This window comes from Ktedonobacter racemifer DSM 44963 (genome assembly GCF_000178855.1).
Taxonomy (GTDB): domain Bacteria; phylum Chloroflexota; class Ktedonobacteria; order Ktedonobacterales; family Ktedonobacteraceae; genus Ktedonobacter; species Ktedonobacter racemifer.
In genome coordinates, this window is the sequence record NZ_ADVG01000004.1 from 709,941 (window position 1) to 732,047 (window position 22,107).

Sequence of the window (22,107 nt, forward strand, 5' to 3'; positions counted from 1 at the left end):
CATGACCGAACAAAACTATGAAGCCCTGCTGCGCGAACTACGCCAGCAGGAAGAGGAACTCCAGTTTACCAGCTTCACAAATGAGACCGCGCTTAAACTTGGCCTGGCCCTCTACGAGGCTGCAAAGCACAAAGGGAAGTCCGTCGCCATTGATATCGTGCGCAACGGCCAGCAACTCTTCCATCTCTCGATGGAGGGGACGGCCAGCGACAACAACGAGTGGATTCTGCGCAAGAATCGCGTCGTGACGCGCTTCGGACATAGCTCTTTCTATGTCGGGTCGTACCTGCGTAGCCAGGGCAAGCGTATCGAGGAGAAATATCTGATCTCAGAGAGCGAGTATGCCGCACATGGTGGGGCCTTCCCCCTGATCATCAAACATGTGGGCATCATCGGCACGATTACCGTCTCCGGGCTGCCCCAGGCCGAGGATCATGAACTGGTGACAAGCACCATCCGCAGCTTCCTCTCGGCGCATGCATAAGTGAGGACAATGTCTGTGGGCTGCGCTGCGCGATCCCCGAAGTAGGCGCGTATGCCAGGAGCGAGCCCGCTCCTGGCATACGCGCCTACTTCCTCATTGACTTCTTTCATTTTAGTGGGTACAATAGGTCATAGAGACATGTCTCTATGACGGGTTATATAGACAGCTCTCTCTAAATAAAGCACTTGAAAAATCTAGGAAAGGGGGCGATATGTACGAACTGCTCATTCTGGCCCATCTGCTCTATCAGCCCGCGCATGGCTACCTGATCGCCAAAATTATTAACGACATGATTGGTCCCTATGCCAAGTTCAGCAATGGGCGCCTCTATCCTCTCCTGGCCAGGCTGGAAGAAAATGGCTTGCTTGTAGCAGAAGAACAAGAGAATGAGCACGGCAATCGACCTTATCGCTCCTACCAAATCACGGATAAAGGGCGGGAGCGCTTTCGCCTCTTAATGCTGGATACAACCTCTAATCCTGGCGAGTACCAGAAGGTTTTTCAGCAAAAGATGCCATTTCTCTCGTTCCTGGCTCCCTCAGAACGTCTCTACCTGATCGATCACTACCTCAATTACTGCCAGGCGCACATCTTGCACCTGCAGAATGAGCGTGAGGATCTCCATCAACATAGCTCTGGTGATGCGAGCTATGGCTGGAGCCAGCCCTTGCGTGACGATATCTTCGAAGGCGTTGATCATCTCATTGCGCACTGGCAACTTGAGTATACCTGGGCACAACACCTGCGCGAACGAGAACTGGCCCGCGCTCGGGACACAACGATGCTTTAAGAGCAGGCTACATACCTAGAGCCTGTTAGCCACAGCTTGCCACACGATGAGACTTTCTCAGTGCCTACTACACCTGAAAAGAGTCAGGATATGCGGTGCTGGGCTGGCGGAGCCAGCCCAGCACCGCATATCCTGACTCCTGCGAGCCACGCAATAATAAGAAGTCTCCAATGAACACAAACTTTTACCTATCATGTTAAGGAGTAACATTTATGTCAGCGGCAGAGAATTCCTCAAGCCCAAATGCAACACCTGGGCAGTGGGAACAAACAACCTTCACGCTGCGCAATGGCAAGGTAGCCAATCCCTGGCTCGCCCTGACGGCGCTCATGTTTGGCTTTTTTATGTCCCTCCTGGATGTAACCATCGTTAATATCGCGCTCTCGGACATTGTCACCAAGCTCAATACCGACCTGACGACGGCGACCTGGGTGTTGAACGCCTATAGCCTGGTGTTTGCCGTGCTGCTGGTCAGTATTGGCCGCTTCGCCGATCAGTTTGGGCGTAAATTGACCTTTATGATCGGTATGGTGGTCTTCAGCCTGGGTTCGCTGCTCTGCGCGATTGCGCCCTCGATTGAAGTGCTTATCGCGGCCCGGGCCTTCCAGGCCATCGGCGCGGCAGCCCTCAATCCGATTAGCCTGGCAATTATCATCTCCATCTTCCCGCCCCAGAAGCGTGGTGCAGCCATTGGTGTGTGGGGTGCCTCGTCGGGTATCGCCTCGGCCATCGGCCCGGTTCTGGGCGGCTTCCTGGTACAGAACTTTGATTGGCGCGCCATCTTCTATGTCAATCTCCCATTCTGTATTATCGGCCTGATCATGGTCGCGCTCTTCGTACCTGAGACACGCCAGCCAAGTGCGAGCAAGGGCATTGATCTCCCTGGTCTGCTGACCCTGAGCATCTCCATGTTCTGCCTGGTCCTGGCGATTATGCAGGGCAACACCTGGGGTTGGAATTCGCCCACGATTCTGGGCCTCTTCGCCACAATGGTAGTCTGCCTGGTCCTCTTCGTCTTCATTGAGGCAAGACAGAAGGACCCGATTGTCGACTTCAGCCTCTTCAAGATTCGCAGCTTTACCGCCTCGAACATTTCGATGTTCCTCTTCGGTATCGCCATCCAGGGCGCGTTCCTGATGACCGTGCTCTACTACATCAATGCCCAGGGCTATGATCAGCTCAATGCTGCCTATGCCATCCTGCCCATTCCTCTGACCGCCTTTGTCGTCTCGGCGCTCTCGGGCGCCTTCAGTCTCTTCCTTAATCCCCGCATTATGGGGACAGTGGGCTTAGCGGCGCTGGCGGTTGGCTTTATGCTTACCTTCTTCACCAGTGTGGATACCTCCTACCCTGATATGGCCTGGCGCCTGGCGATCCTGGGCATAGGCATGGGCCTCTGCTTTCAGAATTTCCCCGCCTTCGCCCTCTCAGACGTCCCACGCGCCAAGCTGGGTGTGGGCAGTGGTATCTTCAATACCTTCCGCCAGATCGGCTTCGCGCTGGGTATCGCCATCCTGATCGCCGTCTTCACTAATCAGATCACACCCAACATTAACCAGGCACAACAGAACTCCATCCAGATTGTGAACCAGGATAACAAGCTCCCTCCACAGTTGCGCGACGGTATCGTCACAGGTCTGAAGAAGAGCACCGCCAGCAGTACCACCTCTGGCGAGGCCGCGGCCTCCTCGTCGGCCAATCAAAACTCATTCGACCTGACAAAGCTGGCCGACCAGATTCCCGGTCCCGCAGGCCAGGCCCTCAAGCCTGAACTGAAGTCACTCAACGACAGCATTACCCGCGAGTTCAAGGCGGGCGCTATCGATACCTTCCGCCTGACCTGGCTCATCTCCGCTATCTTCGCTGCCATTGGGACCATCGTCTCGCTCCTGACCGCTATCGAGCGCCGTAAACCAGCCGAGGTCGCCGACGGCGAGCCGCCCGTCGTCATGGCCACCCACTAACCCTAAAAACTTTGTAGGGGCCATGCTTGCATGGCCTCTGCTCACCCACCGCGATTTATCCCCTCCGCGCGCGTAAGTCCAGGCAGGGTGTGATTCACATTTTTATAGAGGCTTCTTTCATCCCATAAATGTGGTGTCTATGTTAGGTTTGTCCTGCTTTGCTGGTTCCAGTGCTCCACGTAGCTTCTTGCCAGCTCATAAACCTGTTCGCGCAGCTCCGGCGGCTCCAGGATTTCCACACGTGGTCCGAAGCTGAGCACATAGCCACAGGCATCCTCGCGCATCTCAAAATGCAGCAACAGCTCCACGCATCCCTGCTCATCGGCCTCGCCCACCTGCTCAATCTTCATGGCCCGGCTGGCATGATACAGCCCGTGGACTAACTCCTCTGGCACACGCACACGCACTGTATAGCGCGGCAGATTAGCTTTAAAGGAGCGCATTGACTGCCGCCAGTAGCTCGCCAGGTCGAAATCAGTGGGACGCTGGCATGGCTTCTCCAGCAGCTCGGCACTGGCGATACGTGAGACACGATAACTACGCAACTGCTCCTCGACGGCGGCGATGAGATACCAGATATTCCCCTTGGCGACCAGCCCCAGCGGATCAAGCACGCGCTCGACTAACTCCTCATTACGCAGATAACCGATATGCAACCGCTTCTCCTGCCAGACCGCCGCCTGCACAATCGCGAGATATGGCAGGCTCTCGCCCTCGCTCGTATTCCACCCGGCGGTATCCACATAAATACGCTGGCGCGCATACTCCGCGTCACGCCGCTGCGCGGAGGGTACAGCCGCCAGCAGCTTGATCAAAGCCGCCTCCGAGGCCTTACGCAACCCCAGATCATTCAACAGACGGTCAGGCTTAATAAAGAAGAGCGCCTGGATCTCGGCCTCGTTCAAGCCCGTCAGATTAGTACGATACTCCTCCAGCAGTCCCCAGCCACCCCCATTGCCCCGCTCCGCCACCACGGGAATACCCGCCACACCCAGGGCCTCCATATCGCGATGAATCGTCCGCTCCGAGACCTCCAGGCGCCGTGCCAGCTCCCGCGAGGTTAAACGGCTATGCACCTGCAAGAGCAACAAAATAGAGAGCAAGCGGTCAGCACGCATAGCTTCTCATCCCTCCTTCCCAAACATTCATATTCTTGCTCTCTATTGTAACAGGAAAATATGTCACGCTCTGTCTTATTTAATAAAATTAGCCTGTAAGCCGCTATTCTGAGTGGCTTACAGGCTAGTTTGAAAATGAGAAATTAATGCGCGTACAAGGGTCTCAGATTGCCGCCGTGATAGGAGCAGCCCCCTCTGATACCTCCAGATTTGGAGTACGTTCCATCGTTGCACTCCATCACATAGCCTCTGCCCGACCAGAAGCTGCCAATGCAGCTAAAATAGCCGCAGAAATCTGCCGGAGGTGCATAAATCAAGCTTCCTGGCACAAAGTCGTAGCCCCAGGGATTTCCATTCACACCCGTTGAAGGAGGCGAGGGTGGCGCTGTAGTAGGCACCGACACTGGTGGCTTTGGAGCCGGAGTAGGCGTTGGGACCGGTGGCTTTGGCGTGGGAGTCGGCGTCGGTGGCTTTGGTGTCGGGGTCGGCGTTGCGACCTGCCGTGTAGGAGAAGGTGTAGCCTTAAGTTGCGCTCCTATTGGCTGCACCGTCACCTGGCTCTTGGGGGTCGAGGCCGCAGCTTGATCGGCTTTAGATGGAGGGAGAGCGCTCCCAATAGCCGACAACGAACATGTACAGAGAAGCAAGACGCTAAAAATAGCCAGGCAGCCAAATCCAACTTTGGCTCTTAATCGCTGTCTCTTATACCAATTAGTAACTCGATTGGACAAAGTAGAAGGCGGGGGTGGAGGAGGCGGTGCATAATAACGCCCTGGTTGCTGACTCATAAAATATAAACCCTTCTAAGTAAGGAATTTAAATAACTTTAAGCTTTCAGAAAAGCAAATATATACTCATCAATATAAACTCTGGCAAGCAAGGAAGCGTAACAATGAAATCTCAGCGTATTTCAAACCCACATTCCGCAGTTTTAATCTGAGAAAAAATAGAATTGTTGAGAAGCTGGCCCCAGCAAAGAAAGGATCTGTCGATGCAGCGGCTGAAGGTGCAGAACGACCGACTGCGTGCGGGTTGTCGTGCGGATGTGCAACAATTCAACGCCTTCAAAGCATTGGAAGACCCAGCGCATCGTCGGTCGGTCGGTGGGCTTGTTGACTTGATTGGGAATGGTTTGCCCCGTTGCTGCCAATTGCTCACGCAAACGATGTTCTGCCAGACGGTACACCAACAACGCGAGCACCATGATCAAGCTCAACGCCACAATCCGTTCCGTTTTTTTCACAAAGACCGAGGAGGCCAGGAACAAGGGATCTTTGAGGAAACGAAACCCTCGTTCCACGCTGCCCTGCTCCAGGTACAGGCTGATCACCTCCTCGTTGGAGACCTGAGCATCATCCATCATATTGCTGGCAACAATGCGCACAGGCTTTACGCTCTGCGTACGCCAACAGCTTGCTTTCATTGAGGCTGACCCTGCCCGTAACACTCCAGCGCCGTCCCGTTGGTTCGGCATCACGAGCTGGACGGCCTCGCCCAAGAAAGACCGCCTGGCTCGTGATGTCCATCGAGACGTCCAACCACTCAGGGATCCCTTTGAGGCTGGCTTGCCAGGCCTGTTGTGCGTCTTCTTGGCAAGCAAACGACTTGGTACTCACATGCCACAGTTTCTTGCTCCAGGTTTCCAGTTGCTTATCGGCCTGCTTGCGAGCCGTCTGCAACGCACGCTTGATGCCATCGGCGCTTCGAACGACGATCCAGCGTTCTGGTCCTTGCTCCAACTCCATCTGCAAGCGTACCATCTGCCGTTGACCATCAGCGCTCGGCGTCCACGCCTCCTCAGCCTCTCTGAGTGCCGCTTTGGCCTCTTTGCTGGTTTCAGGAACCCGACTAATCCACTGCACGTTGGCTTGATTGAGCAGGTGCATGTTGTGCGCACTGTAGAGGCCACTATCAGCCACGTAGATGGGCGTCTCTTGCGGCTCCTGCTGCTGCAATTGAGTATGCAGATCAGCAATGACCTGAATCAGGCTCCCTTTATCGCTGCTGTTGCCCGAAAGGGGCTGCAAAAAGAGAGGGATATCCCCCTGATGCGTGGTAGCAAGAGCCAGCATCCACTGCTTGAGATCTTCGCGATGGTCACGCGAGTAGCCATGGGTGATGGCAATGACTTGCTCGTTCTCGTTGCCGTAGGTTCCATTGACCGAGAAGGAGGTCGTATCCACATGCAGATGCCTGGCTTTCACCCCAAAACGGTGACGGGCTTGATGGGCGATGCCAGCAAACAAGGTGGTCACATCCTGCTCGTAGAGCCAATCAAGGGTTCGGCCCAGGCAATCGTCATTGAGCATGTCCGCGCTGATGTCTGCCCCCAAAAGGTGGGCGACTGGCTTGTGCTCAAAAAATTGAGGAACCAGGTAGAGCTGTCGATTGGAAAAGCCCAATCCGTTGAGGATCATGGCAACTGTGGCCGTTCCGTAACTCACCGTGCGCTGTTGGGTAGGAGCCCGCGCGTCCAACCAGGCTGCCAGCCCTATTTCCTGGCAAATACCTGCGACAATTCCCAGATGATCCAAACGTTCGTTCTGGTAATCTTCAGCCTGCTGCATCGAGAGTCTGCTCCTTGCGTGTGCTGAGACTACCTTATCCAATTTCCGTTTTTCTGTCAATTACCCTGCGGAATGTGGGTTCAAAGACTCCATTTCTGATTGTCCTGCTGATGCTGGCTCTCTTTGTAGTAGCCTGCGGTTCCACAAATAGCGGCACCACCGCCGCAAGCACACCCAAGCCACCCACTCCCACGCCCACGCCCGACGTGGCGACCTACAAAGGCAACGGCTACACATTTGATCATCCCAAGGGTTGGATTGAGCAGAACAGCAATGGTAATGTTCAAGTCGCCAGCCTACCTGATGGCTCCTTCAACGTTACAGCTCTCCCCATGAGCACTAGCCTTCAGGCTTCAGATCAGTTCTATGAGATTTATCTCTCTACTTACTTGAAAACCTTGAAGTCTGCCACTAAGAACTATAAGGAAACCACCGTGCCAGCAACGGTACAGGTTGGCGGTGAGACCTGGCATCAGAAGGGCTTCACCGGTGAGATGCAAAACGATGGCGCCACTGAGAAGATAAATGTTCTCACCGTCAAGCATAAAGATAAAGAGTTCACCATCCTCTATGGTGACGATCAGAAAGTGTACGACGAGCAGGCCTTCCAGGTCATGCTAAAGTCATTCAAATTCACTGCGTAGTAGTTAGGTAGCTCTTCACGGAAAAGGAGACGTTCTCAGCACTGAAGATGCTGAGAACGTCTCCTTTTCCGTGAAGAGCAGTTCAACTAGTTGGGATGCAACTCACTGGTTATATCTTGCAGCCAGATCGACTTGCCTGTATTCGGATTTACGGCCTCTACCTGGTTTTGTACCGCCACATATAGCACACTATTGTCGGAGAGGTAATCATAGGGAAAGAATTGCCGTTGGTAGATCCAGAGCTGCTTGTAGGTCGCCATATCCAGGGCCAGCAGGCCAGAGTTCCCATAGGTATCAATACTGGTACCGTTATGGGTAGCATAGCTGATATAGATGTGACCATCAGCAAAACGCATCTTATAAAGCTCTAAAGGGAGACCATGCACCTCAAGTTGCCGCCCGGTGAGAGGGTCCAGGGCAAATATCTTTCCGACCATGGTCGCTTCACCACCAAAGCTAGCACAGAAGTAGATCTTGTTATTCGCCATAATTGGCGTTACTCCTGATATCGACACGTCAGAGATAGGAGCCGATTTCCAGCGTGAGGTGCCCGTTTGCGCATCAAAGGCGTTCACATATGAGGTATTCTGGTTATTAGCAATTTCCTGTGTGAAGGTATAGACAAAGGATTGCGTAACTAATGGTCGCGATTGGGCCGTACCATTCTCGGTCGAGGCCCACCAGGCTGGCGCTCCGTTTTGAGCATGAATGGCCTGAATACCACGAATTGAACCGCCATTTTCTTTAAACTGGGCTACATTAACATGAACCAGGTCATTCGCAACGGTTAGATTGCCATCCGTAGCTCCTTTGAGAGGGGTACGCCAGAGTGTGCGACCAGTCTGCGCGTCCAGTGCGAGCAGATAGCCACCTGTCCCCATTGTTATCTGCTCCGAACCATTGCTCCTTTCCACTGTTGCCCCGGTATTCAACGCCATATACAGAATCTTCCCCGAGACTACAGGCTGCCCCCGCATTAAATCGCCCTGTTGAGCATAGCTCCAGCTCTGATGTCCATCTCTAGCATCGATAGCATATACATGTGAGACAAAACCATTAATGTTCTTGCTACTGACTTGAGGTAACGAATAAAAAAAGTAGATCGTAGTATCAGTATTGATACTTAATCCTGGTAAAGTTGTGAAGGTGTCATACCTGAAACTCTGTATTCCCGGTACGCCCGGTATATGAAAGGTCCAGAGGACTTTCCCACTGTGCTTATCGAGTTTAATTATCGCATTTCCTTGAGTCACATAGAGGGAACTCGGCAGGGCTACGGCTGCCGTGGCTGTTGCCTTTGTCGGCTTCTGCTGATTGCCGAGAAGATTTCCCGGTTGGGCATGGTTTAGCTGCGCGAAAATTGCGAATGAGCCTACGACTATACCTATGAGTACAACTGCCGCCAGCAGGGCAAAGAGATTGCGGCCTCGTCTCTTTGACGGTGCTCCTGCCTGATTATGTTGTCGTGCCTGGCCCGGCGGCAGGGCATCATTGTTTTCGGGTCCCGTATTTATTAACACGTCTTTCATGCGTGCTGATCCTCTTTTCTCCAGGGTCCTCTCGGGATAGGCAGAAGGTGACGCGTGACGCTCCTTGAGGCGCTGCATCTCTTCCATATGCTGCAAGCGAAAGTAGACACGCGTTAATACACGCTGGCCTGCTTCATCCGTGGCGCTGGCCTGCTCCTGCTGCATGGAAAGCTCAGATAGTAGTCCTTCAAGCAAACGCAGGTCTCGTGGGCTGGCCTGGCCTGTATGTAGGATAGCCTCCAGTTGCTCGTCTACCTGTTCTGGCACATAGAAATCGTTGGTATGCATAGAATCCTCGTGCTTAGCCATCGCTTCAGTCCTCCCGCCCGGTTCCATAGATGTTGCGCAAGTGATTGAGGGTGCGCGAAAGCAGCGATCGAATGGCCTTCTCGCTTTTGCCCATCTGTGGACCAATTTGCCCACAGCGCAGGTTTTGTGCAAAACGCAGGTTCAATACCTGCTGCTGTACAGGCGAGAGGTGCTGGATCGCCAGGTGCAGGCACGCATGTTCTTCCTGGCGCACGATAAGCTGCTCCGGCGCCACTTCATCACTCATCAACACATCCACCATTGTGTTCTCCAGAGAGATTGTGAGACGCCGCCCCTGCTGCCGATAGGTGTCTATGAGCTTATTTCTGGCCACGCGCCAGAGCCATAAACGCTGCGTCAATTCCGGCAGCGCCAGTAAACGCTTCTCGGTCAGGGCGGCGGCAAAAATTTCTAGTAACAGATCCTCCGCATCCTCTATCGATGCGCAGTGACGACGCAGATACAGCAACAGAGCTGGAGCATATCTTTGATAGAGTTCAGAAATACTGGCCTGCTGCCCTCCCGCGTCTTCTTCATAGTGATCCTGGTCAATTAATCGCGACATCTTGACTCCTGTACAACCCGTACTCTCCGTAGAGTTCACTCCTTATATCGCTCTTCTAGCAAAAATGCCCCGCCCTCTGACAAAAGTTTATGTATGTGATGCGATGCCGGGCTGTGGCCCTTGATCACCGCTCGGCATCGCATCACATACACATTACCCCTTTCCTGACAGAAGATGTCAGGTTACCCCTTGTATACTTCTCACAGTTGCGTGGCCTTCATGGCCAGGCATTTCCCCTAATCCTACGCCATCATCTTACGCTTAGCTATACACCTGACAATAGAGACCCTGAGGACGCGTTGTCTCCACCAGGGCACTAAGGAGGTAGCCCGACATATGCACGACGTTCAACAATTAGATACTGATATGAAGTTGAAAGATATGCCCAGAGGCAAAGATTCAAGGCTATATGAATCACAGGCTGGAGGGGTGCAGCTCCATCCCCACATCGAGCTGCTTATGGGCTTGAATCCCGGTCTCAAGGGGCAAGCCAGTCAGAAACGCCAGGCTTATGTGGAGGAGAGCCTGGAGGTACATGTCGAGCCGGAGCAAATCTTTGTTCGGGGTGCGCAGCAGCACAATCTCAAGAACATTGATGTGGCAATTCCGCGCAACAAGTTCGTCGTGCTGACAGGTGTGAGCGGTAGCGGTAAGTCTTCGCTGGCCTTCGATACCATCTACGCCGAGGGGCAGCGCCGCTATGTGGAGAGCCTCTCGCCCTTTGTACGCCACTACCTGGATAAGGTCGAGAAGCCCAAGGTCGACTTCATCTATGGCCTCAGTCCAGCTGTGGCTATCGAACAGAAGACGGTGAGCAAGAATCCACGCTCAAACGTTGGGACCATTACGGAGGTCATTAACTATCTGCGCCTGCTCTACTCACGCATCGGCATCCAGCACTGCGCAAAGTGTGGCACAGTCGTTCAATCACATCTACCCAACGAGATCGCGCACCGCATCGCCGCGCTCCCAGCTGGGACGCCCTTTCGCCTGCTTGCCTCAGTGGTAGATAGTCACAATATCCTCATTCAGCAAGCCATGCGTGATGGCTATACGCACGCCCGCGTCGATGGAGCACCCGAGGTCGCGCTCGCCGATATCCATCTGGAGGAGCATGAGTCACATATCATCGAGCTGCTGATCATGCGCGAGAGCGTTCCCGCTTCCCAGGATGATACCTGGCATGAGCGTCTGCTGGCCGCCGTCAAGCGCGCGATGCAACTGGGTGCAGGTTCGTTGGTCGTCGATCTCTATCATGGCAATGAGGCGATCTTGAGCGAGCAGCGACGCTGTGGCCACTGCGGCGCACCCTTCCCTGAACTGCTCTCCTCACACTTTAGCCCCAACTCGCCCTTTGGTATGTGCCAGGCCTGCAATGGCCTGGGGACAAGCCTGGAGGTCGATCCAGCCTTGCTGATTGAGGACCCTAACCTCTCGTTGCTGGATGGTGCGCTGCGCTGGTTCGGCAACGTGCGTAAGAAGGGCGTCAACTATACGACCTCCGTCTTGATGTCGCTAGCGGAGCACTATCAGATTGATTTAGAGCTTCCCTGGCGAGAGCTGCCTCAGCACTTCCGCAATGTGCTCATCTATGGATCGGGCGCTGAGGAGATTGAGTTCAATCTCTCCTTCTCGCAGGCAAATAACAATGGAAGCTGGACCCATAACCGCGTTGAGAGCTATCCCGGCATCATTGAGGAACTCAATCGCCGCTTCCGCCAGACCAGCTCGGAGAACATGAAGAACTGGTACACCAGCTATATGAGCCAGCAGGCCTGTCCCGCCTGCGAGGGGACGCGCCTCTCATCCGAAGTGCGAAGTGTCACCCTCGCCGGGCGCAACATCAGCGAGATCGGTGAGATGACCATCGACCAACTGTTCTCTTGGCTCAACGAACTCTATGAGACCCTCGACGAAGAGCCACTGCTAATCGCGAGCGAGATTCTTAAGGAGACCCGCCAGCGCGTTCAGTTTATGCTCAACGTAGGCCTGCACTACCTGACGCTCAACCGATCCGCGCCCACGCTCTCCGGCGGCGAGGGACAACGTATTCGCCTGGCAAGCCAGTTGAGTTGTGGTCTGGTCGGCGTCCTCTATGTCCTGGATGAGCCATCCATAGGACTCCACGCCCGCGATCAGCATACCCTGCTCAACACCCTACTCCAGCTACGCGACATGGGCAACACAGTCCTGGTTGTCGAGCATGATGAGGAGACCATGCGCAGCGCGGACTGGCTGATTGATATGGGTCCTGGCGCCGGTATCCTGGGTGGCGAGGTCGTGGTCGCCGATACTCCTGAACGCGTCGCAACTCACGAGACCTCGCTCACCGGGCGCTATCTGAGCAACCGGCTGCGTATCACCTCACCTCGTGGAAAAAACAGGCGCGCTCCCGCGCAGGGCTGGCTTACGATCAAGAACACCACTTTGCATAACCTGAAGAACGTGGATGGACGCTTCCCACTTGGCCTGCTGACCTGCGTCACGGGTGTCAGCGGCAGTGGCAAGAGTAGCCTGGTCAATGGCACGCTCTATCCCGCGCTGATGCAGGCGCTACACAATACACAGGAGCCTGCGGGACCCTTTGCCTCGTTGGAGGGCATTGAGCGCCTGAACAAGGTCATCAACATTACGCAGGAGCCTATTGGGCGCACACCGCGCTCTAATCCCGCCACCTATGTTGGCATCTTCGACGATATTCGCGCCCTCTTCGCCAGGACCGAGTTGGCGCGAGAACGCGGCTACAAGGCCGACCGCTTCAGCTTCAATGTCGAGGGTGGGCGTTGCGAGAGCTGCAAGGGTCATGGACAGCACGTGGTGGAGATGCACTTCCTGGCTGATGTCTGGGTGCCCTGCAAAGAATGCAATGGAAAACGCTTCAACAGCGAGACGCTGGCGGTGAGCTACCAGGGCAAGAACATTCACGAGGTCCTTAACCTGGACGTCCAGGAGGCACTGGCCTTCTTCGCCAATGTTCCCAAGATCGCACGTGTGCTCCAGACACTGCACGATGTGGGCCTGGATTACATCAAACTGGGTCAGAGCGCCACGACCTTCAGTGGCGGGGAGGCCCAGCGCATCAAACTCGCCAAAGAGCTCAGCCGCGTCTCCACCGGGCGCACACTCTATATCCTGGACGAGCCCACCACTGGCCTGCACTTCGCCGATGTACAGCGCCTACTTGATGTATTGCACCGCCTGGTCGAGCTCGGTAACACCATCATCGTCATTGAGCACAACATGGATATCATCAGGAATGCCGACTGGCTCATCGACATGGGTCCCGAAGGTGGCCACAACGGCGGCTACATCATCGCCGAAGGCACCCCCGAACAAGTCGCCCAGGTAACAGCAAGCCACACTGGGCACTTCCTGTAATAATCACGGGGCATAAATACAATGGCCAAAAGAACAGGCTCTCCTGTTCTTTCAGCCATGGCAATGTATATGCAAAACGCGATATAATGTCACCAGTTGATCGCGTTCTTCGTGAAGAAGGTGGACGTTTAGGGTAGGTGTGAGGTCGAGGGGGTCGCTAGTGCTGGCCCCTTGACCTCACACCTACCCCGACTCGACATGCACTTTCGCTTCGCGAAGAAGTGTTGATAAACCATGTTTCCGCTTTAAAAATACATGGATAGAGAACAAAGGAGTAATGTTATGGCATTTCAACTTCCACCTCTCCCCTACGATTACCAGGCTCTGGAGCCATACATCGATACCCAGACGATGCAGATTCACCATGATAAGCATCATGCCACCTACGTCAGCAACCTGAACGCGGCCCTCGAAGGGCACGAGTTCGCCAGCCTGGCCGTTGAGCAGGTTCTCGCCCGCCTCAACGAGGTTCCCGAGGCCAAGCGCACCGCCGTCCGTAACAACGGTGGCGGGCACGCGAATCACACCCTCTTCTGGGAGACCATGACCCCTGGTGGCAGCAAGGAGCCTACCGGCACCCTGGCCCAGGCCATTACCAGCACCTTTGGCTCATTTGATGCCTTCAAGGCTGCTTTTAATGATGCCGGTGCCAAGCGCTTCGGCTCTGGCTGGGCCTGGCTCGTGCTGAACAAGAATGGTCAGCTCGAAGTTACCAGCACCCCCAACCAGGATAGCCCCCTGCTGGACAGCAATGTTCCCCTGCTCGGCAACGACGTGTGGGAGCATGCCTACTACCTGAAGTACCAGAACCGCCGCCCCGAGTATCTGAGCGCGTGGTGGAATGTGGTCAACTGGGACATCGTTGGTCGCCGTTTCGAGCAGGCAACCAACCGCTAGATTTCAAATCCAGTGAAGCAAAAAGAGGTTGGGCTTTTGCCCAACCTCTTTTTGCTTCACTGGATTTATTACACGCCTAGATCATAAAGTTGTTCGTATTGCAGGTTGAGGTCGTTGGTGGCTTGCCAGAGCGCGGCGAGGGCCTTACGGATATTGCTGTTGGCGCAGGGCGGGAGATCATCCCGGCTGGCGAGCTGCTTGAGAGTTTCGTAGGCGCCGAGAAGTTCTTGCTCTGCCGGGCTGAGGGGCTGCCCCAGCAGGTCTTCAGATACTGTGGATGTGGTCATGCTTGTTCTCCTCTTCTGCTAGCAGCTAACCGTATTGTGCGACGGGACGACTATCGATGAGACGCCGGGCCTTGAGTTCAAAGTGGGGGAGCTGGCCGTACTCCATGCGCTCCAGGTTGAAGCGTAGCCCCTCGTGGGCATTGGAGAGATCACGCGCCAGGCTCGGCTGCAAGTTCTCCCACTCGCTCTCGCGTCCAGGCTTGATCTCCAGCCTGATGGTGATTTCGTCCTGAATCTCGTCCTTGCGCCAGATGTAGATCTGGAACTCGTCGATGGCGTCGTATTCGCGTACAATCGCTTCCACGGCGCGGGGATAGACATTGGTGCCGCGAATAAGCTTCATATCGTCCCAACGCCCGCGAATGCCGCCCTCGTAGATATCATAGGTACGCCCACAGCCACACAGGCTGGCAGGAACCTTCATCACCATGTCTTTGGTACGGTAGCGAATGGCAGGGATGAAGCCGCGCCCAAATGAGGTGACGACGCGCTCGCCCAGTTCGCCATAGCCTACAGGCTCGCCCGTATGAGGATCAAGCACCTCTTCGATGAAGTGATCCTCAATGATATGCGTCCCGCCAGGCTGGTGCGCACACTCAAAGATCATGATGGTTCCCACCTCGGTCATACCCGCCGTATCGCCGCATTTCGCGCCCCAGGCCGTCTCCAACTGCTGCTTGACCGCGGGAATTGAGCCTGCGGGTTCGCCAGAGAGGATCAGCTTGTTGACCTTGCTCTCGCGGGCAAGATCGATGCCCATCTCGCTGGCCTTCTGCCACATGTGCAGGGCATAGGTCGGCGTGGAACAGACGGTGGTGGCTCCCATCTCAACGACCTGCTTGATACGCGCCTCGGTCGCCTGCGCGCCTCCCGGAATAACCAGCGCGCCAAGCTTCTCACAGGCATAGTGCGCACCCCAGAAGCCGATAAAAGAGCCATAACCAAAGGCGAAATACACTGTGTCCTCCGGGCGCACCCCAAAGCCCCACAAACCATAGCACCACATCTCCCCGATCCAATCCCAGTCCTTCATGCTATCCAGCACGCGCAGCGGCACGCGACCCGAGGTGCCAGAGGTCAGGTGATAGCGAATGGCGTTGCGCTGCTCGCTCGCCAGCATATCACCAAAGAGGGGGCGTTCAACCTGCGAGGCCATCCACTCCTCGCGCGTCATCATGGGGATGCGTCGGATGTCATCGAGCGTCTTGAGCTGTTCAGGATGAAAGTTCGCGGCCTCGAAGCGCCGTTTGTGAAAGGGAGCCTTGGTGTAGGCCCATTCGCAGAGGCGACGCAGCTTCACAAGCTGGAGCGCCTGCAACTCCTCGCGTGGGCGTGTCTCGTTTTTGGGATTCCAGTAGTCCGCGTAGGCCATATAGATGTCCCTGCTACCTTTCTCATACTCAAAGGTGTGCAAGACGCCCCTGAGCGGTCAGTTGTTCCTGCTTCATTGCCGATTGCCATGGCACGGGAACCTTTGAATCAGCCCTCCCGTTTCGGTCTCACATCCGCTCCACAGGCGCTTTAACGTCATCGGTCGTAGCCACTACCCAGGACGGCCACCTTTACGCAAGAAGGTGGCGAAGCATATCGCGTGCAAACTGTGCCAGATTCAGAGCAGCATTGAGATCTCGATCGATGACCAACCCACACACCAAGCAATGATAGGTCCGATGCTTGAGTGGCATGCGCTTTTTGACGTGCCCACAGCCAGAGCAGCGTTTGGTTGAGGGAAACCAGCGAGAGGCGATGAAGACCTGACCGCCTGCGCTTGCGACTTTCATCTTCAAGAACTGCAAGAGTTGCCCCATGGCTGCGTCGGCAACGGCACGCGCGAGTCTCCGGTTGGCCATCATCCCTAACAGATTGAGGTCTTCGATCCCAATGGTTCCAGCCGTCTGAGCCAGTTGCGTGGTGAACTTGTGCTGCACGTCGCGTCTGATAGCAGCGATCTGTTGATGCTTGCGTGCTACCTTCACTCGTTGCTTCTGAGCGTGCTGACTGAAAACGGTTCTGCCCGTTTCTGGATCTTTAGTTTTTTGCTTTTTGCTGAGCTTGCGTTGCAGCTTGCGGAGTTTTTTGAGATGGAGTGCCAGGGGCTTTTGGTTCTCAAGCCTGCGCCCATCGGAAACCACGGCAGCTGTCTTCAAGCCGACGTCCACCCCCACCACCGGTTCAGGAGTTTGAGGAAGAGCTTTCTTGATCTCGACCTGAATACTCACATACCACCGTCCTGCCTCACAAGAGACGGTGGCGCCTTCAATCTGGACCTGATCGCAGATCACCTGTTTGCGCCACTTCCGCTTCTTCGTCGGAGACGAGGCCTGAGCTTTCTCGACAAAGCGCAGCTTTTCTGCGAGATTGACCGTTTCCAGCTTTCTCCTCAGCTTGCCTCGATCTTTCTGCGTTTGACGCTGGTCCAGGATGAAACGGCCCAATCCCGGAATGGCGATCCAATGACTGCCTATCGTGAATTTGTCATTGGAAAGGTAGAAGGACTCATGCGACTTGCCCTTTTTCTTGTACTTGGGATACCTAGCCCGTCCCGCAAAGAAGTTCGCATAGGCCCTCCCCAGATCGTCAAAGGCTCCCTCCACCACACATTTGGTCACCTCATACGTCCAAGGATAGGCTTCTTCTCGAATGGCATGAAACTGTTTTTTGAGAGCGAGCGCGTTGGGGGGGGAAAGCTGGCGCTCAGCCTCAGGCACCGTTTCCTGCTCTGCTTTATAGGCCTGATGCTGGCGTTCCCACTGCTCCCGTCCCCAGTTGTAGATGAAACGTCTGGTGCCGCAGGCGCGTTTGAGATACTCCACCTGTTCAGACGTCGGGTTCATCCGAATTTTGTTTGCGGTTTTCATCTTTCAGCGCCTTCTCTAAGGCTTTTCGATAGTTTCGTCATCCATACAAGCATGAGCGAAAGCAGTGCGTAAGGGTGATCAGATCCTGAACCAGTTCTTGTTCCAGAGAAAGCTGTTCAGTGTTCATGACGATGAGTTCGCACTCATGGGTTTCACACAGGTGAGCGAGCAGACTCTAGCCGAAGCGAGCAAAACGGTCCTTGTGAGCAAGAACGAGCGTTGAAACGTCTCCTGCAATCACGGCATCGATGAGTCGCAAGAACTGTTTCCGCTTGAAATTGAGCCCCCACCAATTTCGCTCATCCATTCATCAACAACAAAACCGCAAGCAGTGCAGAAGGCTTCGAGCAAGCGTTGTTGGTTTTCCAGATCCGGCTTTTGGGCGATGCTGGAAACGCGGTAGGAGGCAAGGGTTCTTCGTCCTGTTCTTGCGGCTTGTGGCAGGATCGCTTCGAGGTCCGCTGCCGTGTAATAGCGCCTGTTGGTGGGTGTTCGGTGTGCTCTGAGCACTCCTTGTCTGTCTCATCGTTGCAGCGTTTTCACCGAAACATGGATCCTTTTGCCGAATTCGCCAGATGTATACATATACATATTTTACACATATTTGACTACATTTTCAAGAGCTAGCTTCCATCTAGTACAGATCTCCTTTTGCCCGAGAGAGCGAAATACCAGGAGCAGCCTCCTGGATGACGGCTATCGCTCGCGCCCGACCAGGTCGCGGGCGATAATCACGCGCTGAATATGGCTGGTTCCCTCATAGATTTGTAGGCCCTTGATATCGCGGTAGTGACGTTCGACGGGGTATTCATTGGAGTAGCCACGATTACCATGTAGGAGCACGGCCTCAGAGGCGGCACGCATCGCGGCCTCGGTGGCGAAGAGCTTGGCGATGGAGGTCGCACGTGTCGCGGGCAGGTCACGATCCTTAGTCCAGGCCGCGCGGTAGGTCAGCAGGCGGGCCGCCTCGATATCCGCCGCCATGTCGGCCAGCGTCCCCTGAAGCATCTGGAAGTCGGCCAGGCGCTGCCCAAACTGGCGGCGCTGCCGGGTATAATCCACACAGGCATCGAGGCAGGCCTGAGCAATGCCGACCGCGCCCGAAGCCACTCCTATGCGTCCACACTCCAGGGCCGACATAGCAATGGCAAAGCCCTGGCCAGCTTCGCCCAGCAGCGCCGACCTGGGAACGCGACATTCCTTAAAAGTGATACGGGCATGTTCAGAGGCGCGATGACCTAGCTCTTTGTTTGGCATGGGATCACGCTGACAGCCTGGGGGATTGCCCTCCAGCAGAAAGGCGCAGATGCCCTTGTGGCGCAGTCCGCGATCCAGAGTGGCAAAGACAATTGTGGTGGTGGCGCTCAGGCCGTTGGTGATCCAGATCTTCTCGCCATTGAGGACATAGCTATCCTCCTCCTCGCGTGCCGTAGTCTCCATACTCGCGGCATCCGACCCGGCGTTGATCTCTGTCAGGGCATAGCAGCCAATGGATTCCCCGCTGGCGAGGCGTGGCAGGATGCGCCGCTTCTGCTCTTCGCTGCCCCAATTCTGAATGCAGAGCGCGACCAGCCCGGCATGAACCGTCAAAAAGCCGCGCACTGAGGCGTCCACGCGCCCCAGTTCTTCACAGAGCAGGGCGTAGCTCACAAAATCCAGGCCCGCGCCGCCATACTCCCGCCCCACCGGTCCCGCCAGGAAACCCAGTTCCCCCATGCGTTTTACAAGATGCATAGGAAACTCGCCCGTCTCATCGGCGGCCCGTGCCACGGGCGCCACCTCTTCCTGGGCGAAGCGGCGCGCCGCCTCCTGTACCCGCTGCTGCTCCTGATTTAGTGAAAAATCCATAATAGATGCTCCTTTGGACGTTATGCTTCGAGGACTGCGATGCCTTCGATCTCGATCAGGGCTTCGTCTTGAAAGAAACGCGAGACTTCTAGCAGGGCGGTCGCGGGATAGTAGCGGCCAAAGAAGGAGCGATGGACTCGGCCCAGGGCCTTGAGGTGCAGGCGGTAGAGATCGCGGTCGCGCACAAAAATAGTCATCTTTACAATCTGCGGCATGCTTCCACCCGCCGACTCCACCACAGTCTTGAGGTTACGCAACACTTGCTCATACTGGGCCACGATATCGCCTGGAGCGATGATCTGGCCCTCTGGATCACTGGCCGTTTGCCCGGCCAGAAAAAGGAGTTTCCCACCCGAGGAGATGACGCCATGACTAAACCCGCTTGGCTGCGCCAGTTCAGGCGGATTCACAAGCTCTTTGTGCATAGAGGCCTCTCTGACTCTAATTCACAACGTTGATTAATGAATGTATTATAACTTTCTTTTAAATATTACTTCAAGTGAGGCTTTTTAATACAGGGCTTTTCAGCTCTTGCCTCGGCTCGCTAAGCTCACCTCATGGGAAAGGTGTGTGGGTGGAAAACGGCTTCGCCGTTTTCCACCCACACACCTTTCCCATGAAGCGCCGCAGGCGCGAAGATTCTGTTACAATAACACATGGAAAAACTATAACCCTCAATGAATGCATAGGCATAAGACAGGATGGCGCGCACATTGACTAAAAAACGTGAACAGAGAGAGCTTACTGTTGCAGGAAGGCGCCTCGACCTACGAGCTGACTGTGAGCGCTGCTTCGGGCTATGCTGTGTCGTGCCAGCCTTCTCAGCCTCGGTGGATTTCGCCATCAACAAGCCTGCTGGGCAGGCCTGTCCCAATCTGCAAGCGAACTTTCGCTGCGGCATTCACACGCGCCTCAGACAGCAGGGCTTTCGGGGCTGTACCGTCTATGACTGCTTCGGCGCCGGGCAAAAGGTCTCCCAGGTTACCTTCGGTGGCCGGGATTGGCGACAGGCACCACAAAGTGCCAAACAGATGTTCGCAGTCTTCCCAGTCATGCGAGACCTGCATGAGCTACTCTGGTATCTAAGCGAAGCTCTGACACTGCAACCGGCTCACCCGCTCCACCAGGAACTTAACCTCGCGCTGGAAGAAACCGAACGCCTCACGCACAACAGCCCCGATGCCCTTATAAGTCTGGACGTGGCGGCACATCGACAAGAGATCAATAACCTGCTGCTACGCGCGAGCGAACTAGTGCGGGCTGAATTCAAGCATAAGAAGAAAGAACTCAGAGGGGCTGACCTGATCGGAGCCAAACTTAGAGGCTCCGATCTTCGAGGCGCCAACTTGCGTGGAGCATATCTTATTGGAGCTGACCTTAGAGACGCCGACCTGCGACTGGCCGACCTGATCGGAGCCGACTTTCGAGATGCCGATCTCAGAGGCGCTAACCTCACCGAAAGTATCTTTCTCATTCAATCCCAACTCGATTCAGCAAAGGGCAACAGCGAAACGAGACTGCCAGCATCCCTCACACACCCAACACATTGGTAAAGTTATGTTGCTTGACAGTACCATGAGCATGATGCTACTCTAAGCTCACAGACAAATTTCACTACAGACAGAGGCTGCAATGATTGCACACTATTGACGCTGACACGCGCTAGCCAGCACATCTTCTAGCACTCTCCTCCAGGCAGATAGAGCATATTTCGCAATCTGTCGCATATATCATTGTGTCTTTTACTTCTCCAAAGTCTACCTCCCTCGTGGGCCACCCATTCTCACCTCTATCAACACCCCCATTAACAATTCACATCAATTAATGACTACAAGAAAGGTGCATATTACAATGCAACAACTTCATATCGCCCTGCTCCAGATGAATTCATGTGACAGGGACCAGGCGGCCAATCTTGTGAAAGGTGAGCTATTTTGTCGCCGGGCACAAACCATGGGTGCAGACATCGCACTCTTCCCTGAGATGTGGAATGTAGGCTATTCATCCGCCCAGCCTCTTCCTGAGGGAGCGGACACACCTGAAGATGATCTGTGGAAAGCGCCAGAGAAATGGCAGAACCGCGAAGAGTTCGCCGCTCGTGGCATGCCCGACCCGGACATCGTCTGGCAGGGGCAGGCCATTGCTCGCGATAGCTCCTTTATTCGCCACTTTCAGCAGCTCGCACGTGAACTCCAGATGGCCATTGCCCTTACCTACCTGGAGGCATGGCCTGGCGCACCACGCAACAGCGTCTCCTTAATCGACCGCCATGGCGAGATCGTTCTGACCTATGCCAAAATGCATACCTGTGCCTTTAGCTGGAACGAAGCAGCCCTGACGCCCGGCGATACCGTTGAAGTCTGTTCGCTGGACACAGCTCAAGGCCCTGTTCAAGTGGGAGCCATGGTCTGCTATGACCGCGAATTTCCTGAGACCGCACGCCTACTTATGCTACAAGGGGCCGAGATTATCCTGGTACCCAACGCCTGTGAGCTGGAGATTAACCGGCTGGCACAATTTCGCACTCGGGCCTACGAAAATATGGTTGGTGTCGCAATGGCTAACTATGCCGCGCCTCAGCAGAACGGCCACTCGATTGCCTTCGATGGGATCGCTTATGGTCCACAGGGATCACGGGATATGCTCTTGATCGAGGCTGGTGAGGGCGAAGGCATCTACATAGCAAGTTTTGACCTGGAAGCCCTGCGTGACTTCCGCCTACGCGAAGCTCTGGGCAATACCTTCCGTCGCCCTCACCTCTATGGCGCTATCACTGAGACACAAACTCAATATCCATTCATTCGCATCAACGCCCAGGGCAGACACTTCAAAGTGTGAGGGATAAAAAATGTAGGTGGTTGGCGTGCGC

At 55.0% G+C, this 22,107-nt stretch carries 17 protein-coding genes and 2 pseudogenes; 8 read left to right on the forward strand and 11 right to left on the reverse strand.

Features of this window, described 5'->3' with window-relative positions:
- Position 1 precedes the first annotated feature (1 nt).
- The 3 genes from KRAC_RS44800 to KRAC_RS44810 all read left to right on the forward strand — a co-directional run bounded on the left by KRAC_RS44800 (position 2) and on the right by KRAC_RS44810 (position 3,238).
- Positions 2–484, forward strand: coding sequence for a heme-degrading domain-containing protein (locus KRAC_RS44800; protein WP_007918751.1), 483 nt, complete (start codon positions 2–4; stop codon positions 482–484).
- 211 nt (positions 485–695) lie between these two features.
- Positions 696–1,274 (forward strand): PadR family transcriptional regulator, encoded by a 579-nt coding sequence (locus KRAC_RS44805; protein ID WP_007918752.1) that lies wholly within the window; start codon positions 696–698, stop codon positions 1,272–1,274.
- Positions 1,275–1,486: 212 nt separating this feature from the next.
- Positions 1,487–3,238, forward strand: coding sequence for a DHA2 family efflux MFS transporter permease subunit (locus KRAC_RS44810; RefSeq protein WP_007918753.1), 1,752 nt, complete (start codon positions 1,487–1,489; stop codon positions 3,236–3,238).
- Between the two features lie 137 nt (positions 3,239–3,375).
- Here KRAC_RS44810 and KRAC_RS44815 read toward each other — a convergent pair whose 3' ends face one another.
- From KRAC_RS44815 to KRAC_RS44830, 3 genes and pseudogenes are all read right to left on the reverse strand, one after another.
- Positions 3,376–4,356, reverse strand: a complete 981-nt coding sequence (locus tag KRAC_RS44815; protein WP_007918754.1) for a helix-turn-helix transcriptional regulator — start codon at positions 4,354–4,356, stop codon at positions 3,376–3,378.
- A 143-nt stretch (positions 4,357–4,499) separates the two neighbouring features.
- Complete coding sequence (locus KRAC_RS67740) at positions 4,500–5,144, reverse strand: hypothetical protein (RefSeq protein WP_007918755.1); 645 nt, start codon at positions 5,142–5,144, stop codon at positions 4,500–4,502.
- 143 nt (positions 5,145–5,287) lie between these two features.
- A pseudogene (locus KRAC_RS44830) lies at positions 5,288–6,923 on the reverse strand (IS1634 family transposase).
- A gap of 20 nt (positions 6,924–6,943) precedes the next feature.
- Between KRAC_RS44830 and KRAC_RS44835 the strand changes: the two are divergent.
- Positions 6,944–7,567 carry a hypothetical protein gene (locus KRAC_RS44835; RefSeq protein WP_169461027.1) on the forward strand — a complete coding sequence of 208 codons (624 nt, stop codon included), beginning with the start codon at positions 6,944–6,946 and terminating at the stop codon, positions 7,565–7,567.
- Between the two features lie 86 nt (positions 7,568–7,653).
- Here KRAC_RS44835 and KRAC_RS44840 read toward each other — a convergent pair whose 3' ends face one another.
- Both KRAC_RS44840 and KRAC_RS44845 read right to left on the reverse strand, forming a co-directional pair.
- A complete protein-coding gene (locus tag KRAC_RS44840) occupies positions 7,654–9,405 on the reverse strand; it encodes an outer membrane protein assembly factor BamB family protein (RefSeq protein WP_007918757.1) in 1,752 nt (583 codons plus the stop codon).
- Between the two features lie 4 nt (positions 9,406–9,409).
- A complete protein-coding gene (locus KRAC_RS44845; protein WP_007918758.1) occupies positions 9,410–9,970 on the reverse strand; it encodes an RNA polymerase sigma factor in 561 nt (186 codons plus the stop codon).
- 336 nt (positions 9,971–10,306) lie between these two features.
- On the opposite strand from KRAC_RS44845, the gene uvrA reads away from it, so the two are divergent.
- Entirely contained in the window at positions 10,307–13,348 is a 3,042-nt protein-coding gene (uvrA, locus tag KRAC_RS44850) for an excinuclease ABC subunit UvrA (RefSeq protein ID WP_007918759.1), read from the forward strand.
- A 282-nt stretch (positions 13,349–13,630) separates the two neighbouring features.
- Positions 13,631–14,245 carry a superoxide dismutase gene (locus KRAC_RS44855; RefSeq protein WP_007918760.1) on the forward strand — a complete coding sequence of 205 codons (615 nt, stop codon included), beginning with the start codon at positions 13,631–13,633 and terminating at the stop codon, positions 14,243–14,245.
- A 68-nt stretch (positions 14,246–14,313) separates the two neighbouring features.
- Here the strand turns inward: KRAC_RS44855 and KRAC_RS44860 are convergent, their stop codons facing one another.
- The 6 genes and pseudogenes from KRAC_RS44860 to KRAC_RS44880 form a co-directional block, all read right to left on the reverse strand.
- Entirely contained in the window at positions 14,314–14,532 is a 219-nt protein-coding gene (locus KRAC_RS44860) for a hypothetical protein (protein ID WP_007918761.1), read from the reverse strand.
- A gap of 25 nt (positions 14,533–14,557) precedes the next feature.
- The gene (locus tag KRAC_RS44865) at positions 14,558–15,904 is read right to left on the reverse strand and encodes a phenylacetate--CoA ligase family protein (protein WP_007918763.1); all 1,347 of its coding nucleotides are present in this window, start codon (positions 15,902–15,904) and stop codon (positions 14,558–14,560) included.
- Between the two features lie 190 nt (positions 15,905–16,094).
- Positions 16,095–17,390 carry an RNA-guided endonuclease InsQ/TnpB family protein gene (locus KRAC_RS44870; protein WP_007918764.1) on the reverse strand — a complete coding sequence of 432 codons (1,296 nt, stop codon included), beginning with the start codon at positions 17,388–17,390 and terminating at the stop codon, positions 16,095–16,097.
- A pseudogene (locus KRAC_RS80260) lies at positions 17,350–17,975 on the reverse strand (IS607 family transposase). Before KRAC_RS80260 ends, KRAC_RS44870 begins: the two are co-directional and overlap by 41 nt.
- 111 nt (positions 17,976–18,086) lie before the next feature.
- Positions 18,087–19,238, reverse strand: coding sequence for an acyl-CoA dehydrogenase family protein (locus tag KRAC_RS44875; RefSeq protein WP_007918766.1), 1,152 nt, complete (start codon positions 19,236–19,238; stop codon positions 18,087–18,089).
- Between the two features lie 20 nt (positions 19,239–19,258).
- The gene (locus tag KRAC_RS44880) at positions 19,259–19,663 is read right to left on the reverse strand and encodes a RidA family protein (protein WP_007918768.1); all 405 of its coding nucleotides are present in this window, start codon (positions 19,661–19,663) and stop codon (positions 19,259–19,261) included.
- A gap of 276 nt (positions 19,664–19,939) precedes the next feature.
- Here KRAC_RS44880 and KRAC_RS44885 point away from each other — a divergent pair, with 276 nt between their 5' ends.
- Both KRAC_RS44885 and KRAC_RS44890 read left to right on the forward strand, forming a co-directional pair.
- Positions 19,940–20,791 carry a pentapeptide repeat-containing protein gene (locus KRAC_RS44885; protein WP_007918773.1) on the forward strand — a complete coding sequence of 284 codons (852 nt, stop codon included), beginning with the start codon at positions 19,940–19,942 and terminating at the stop codon, positions 20,789–20,791.
- 298 nt (positions 20,792–21,089) lie between these two features.
- Positions 21,090–22,076 (forward strand): carbon-nitrogen hydrolase family protein, encoded by a 987-nt coding sequence (locus tag KRAC_RS44890; RefSeq protein ID WP_007918775.1) that lies wholly within the window; start codon positions 21,090–21,092, stop codon positions 22,074–22,076.
- Positions 22,077–22,107 lie beyond the last annotated feature (31 nt).

Excerpts from the sequence above, each read along its gene's own strand:
- KRAC_RS44860 (WP_007918761.1), bottom strand. The coding sequence starts at position 14,532 with ATGACCACATCCACAGTATCTGAAGACCTGCTGGGGCAGCCCCTCAGC.
- KRAC_RS44880 (WP_007918768.1), bottom strand. The coding sequence starts at position 19,663 with ATGCACAAAGAGCTTGTGAATCCGCCTGAACTGGCGCAGCCAAGCGGG.
- KRAC_RS44800 (WP_007918751.1), top strand. The coding sequence starts at position 2 with ATGACCGAACAAAACTATGAAGCCCTGCTGCGCGAACTACGCCAGCAG.
- KRAC_RS44845 (WP_007918758.1), bottom strand. The coding sequence starts at position 9,970 with ATGTCGCGATTAATTGACCAGGATCACTATGAAGAAGACGCGGGAGGG.
- KRAC_RS44840 (WP_007918757.1), bottom strand. The coding sequence starts at position 9,405 with ATGGCTAAGCACGAGGATTCTATGCATACCAACGATTTCTATGTGCCA.
- KRAC_RS44875 (WP_007918766.1), bottom strand. The coding sequence starts at position 19,238 with ATGGATTTTTCACTAAATCAGGAGCAGCAGCGGGTACAGGAGGCGGCG.
- KRAC_RS44855 (WP_007918760.1), top strand. The coding sequence starts at position 13,631 with ATGGCATTTCAACTTCCACCTCTCCCCTACGATTACCAGGCTCTGGAG.
- KRAC_RS67740 (WP_007918755.1), bottom strand. The coding sequence starts at position 5,144 with ATGAGTCAGCAACCAGGGCGTTATTATGCACCGCCTCCTCCACCCCCG.
- KRAC_RS44865 (WP_007918763.1), bottom strand. The coding sequence starts at position 15,904 with ATGGCCTACGCGGACTACTGGAATCCCAAAAACGAGACACGCCCACGC.
- uvrA (WP_007918759.1), top strand. The coding sequence starts at position 10,307 with ATGCACGACGTTCAACAATTAGATACTGATATGAAGTTGAAAGATATG.
- KRAC_RS44810 (WP_007918753.1), top strand. The coding sequence starts at position 1,487 with ATGTCAGCGGCAGAGAATTCCTCAAGCCCAAATGCAACACCTGGGCAG.
- KRAC_RS44805 (WP_007918752.1), top strand. The coding sequence starts at position 696 with ATGTACGAACTGCTCATTCTGGCCCATCTGCTCTATCAGCCCGCGCAT.
- KRAC_RS44890 (WP_007918775.1), top strand. The coding sequence starts at position 21,090 with ATGCAACAACTTCATATCGCCCTGCTCCAGATGAATTCATGTGACAGG.
- KRAC_RS44885 (WP_007918773.1), top strand. The coding sequence starts at position 19,940 with ATGGCGCGCACATTGACTAAAAAACGTGAACAGAGAGAGCTTACTGTT.
- KRAC_RS44815 (WP_007918754.1), bottom strand. The coding sequence starts at position 4,356 with ATGCGTGCTGACCGCTTGCTCTCTATTTTGTTGCTCTTGCAGGTGCAT.
- KRAC_RS44870 (WP_007918764.1), bottom strand. The coding sequence starts at position 17,390 with ATGAAAACCGCAAACAAAATTCGGATGAACCCGACGTCTGAACAGGTG.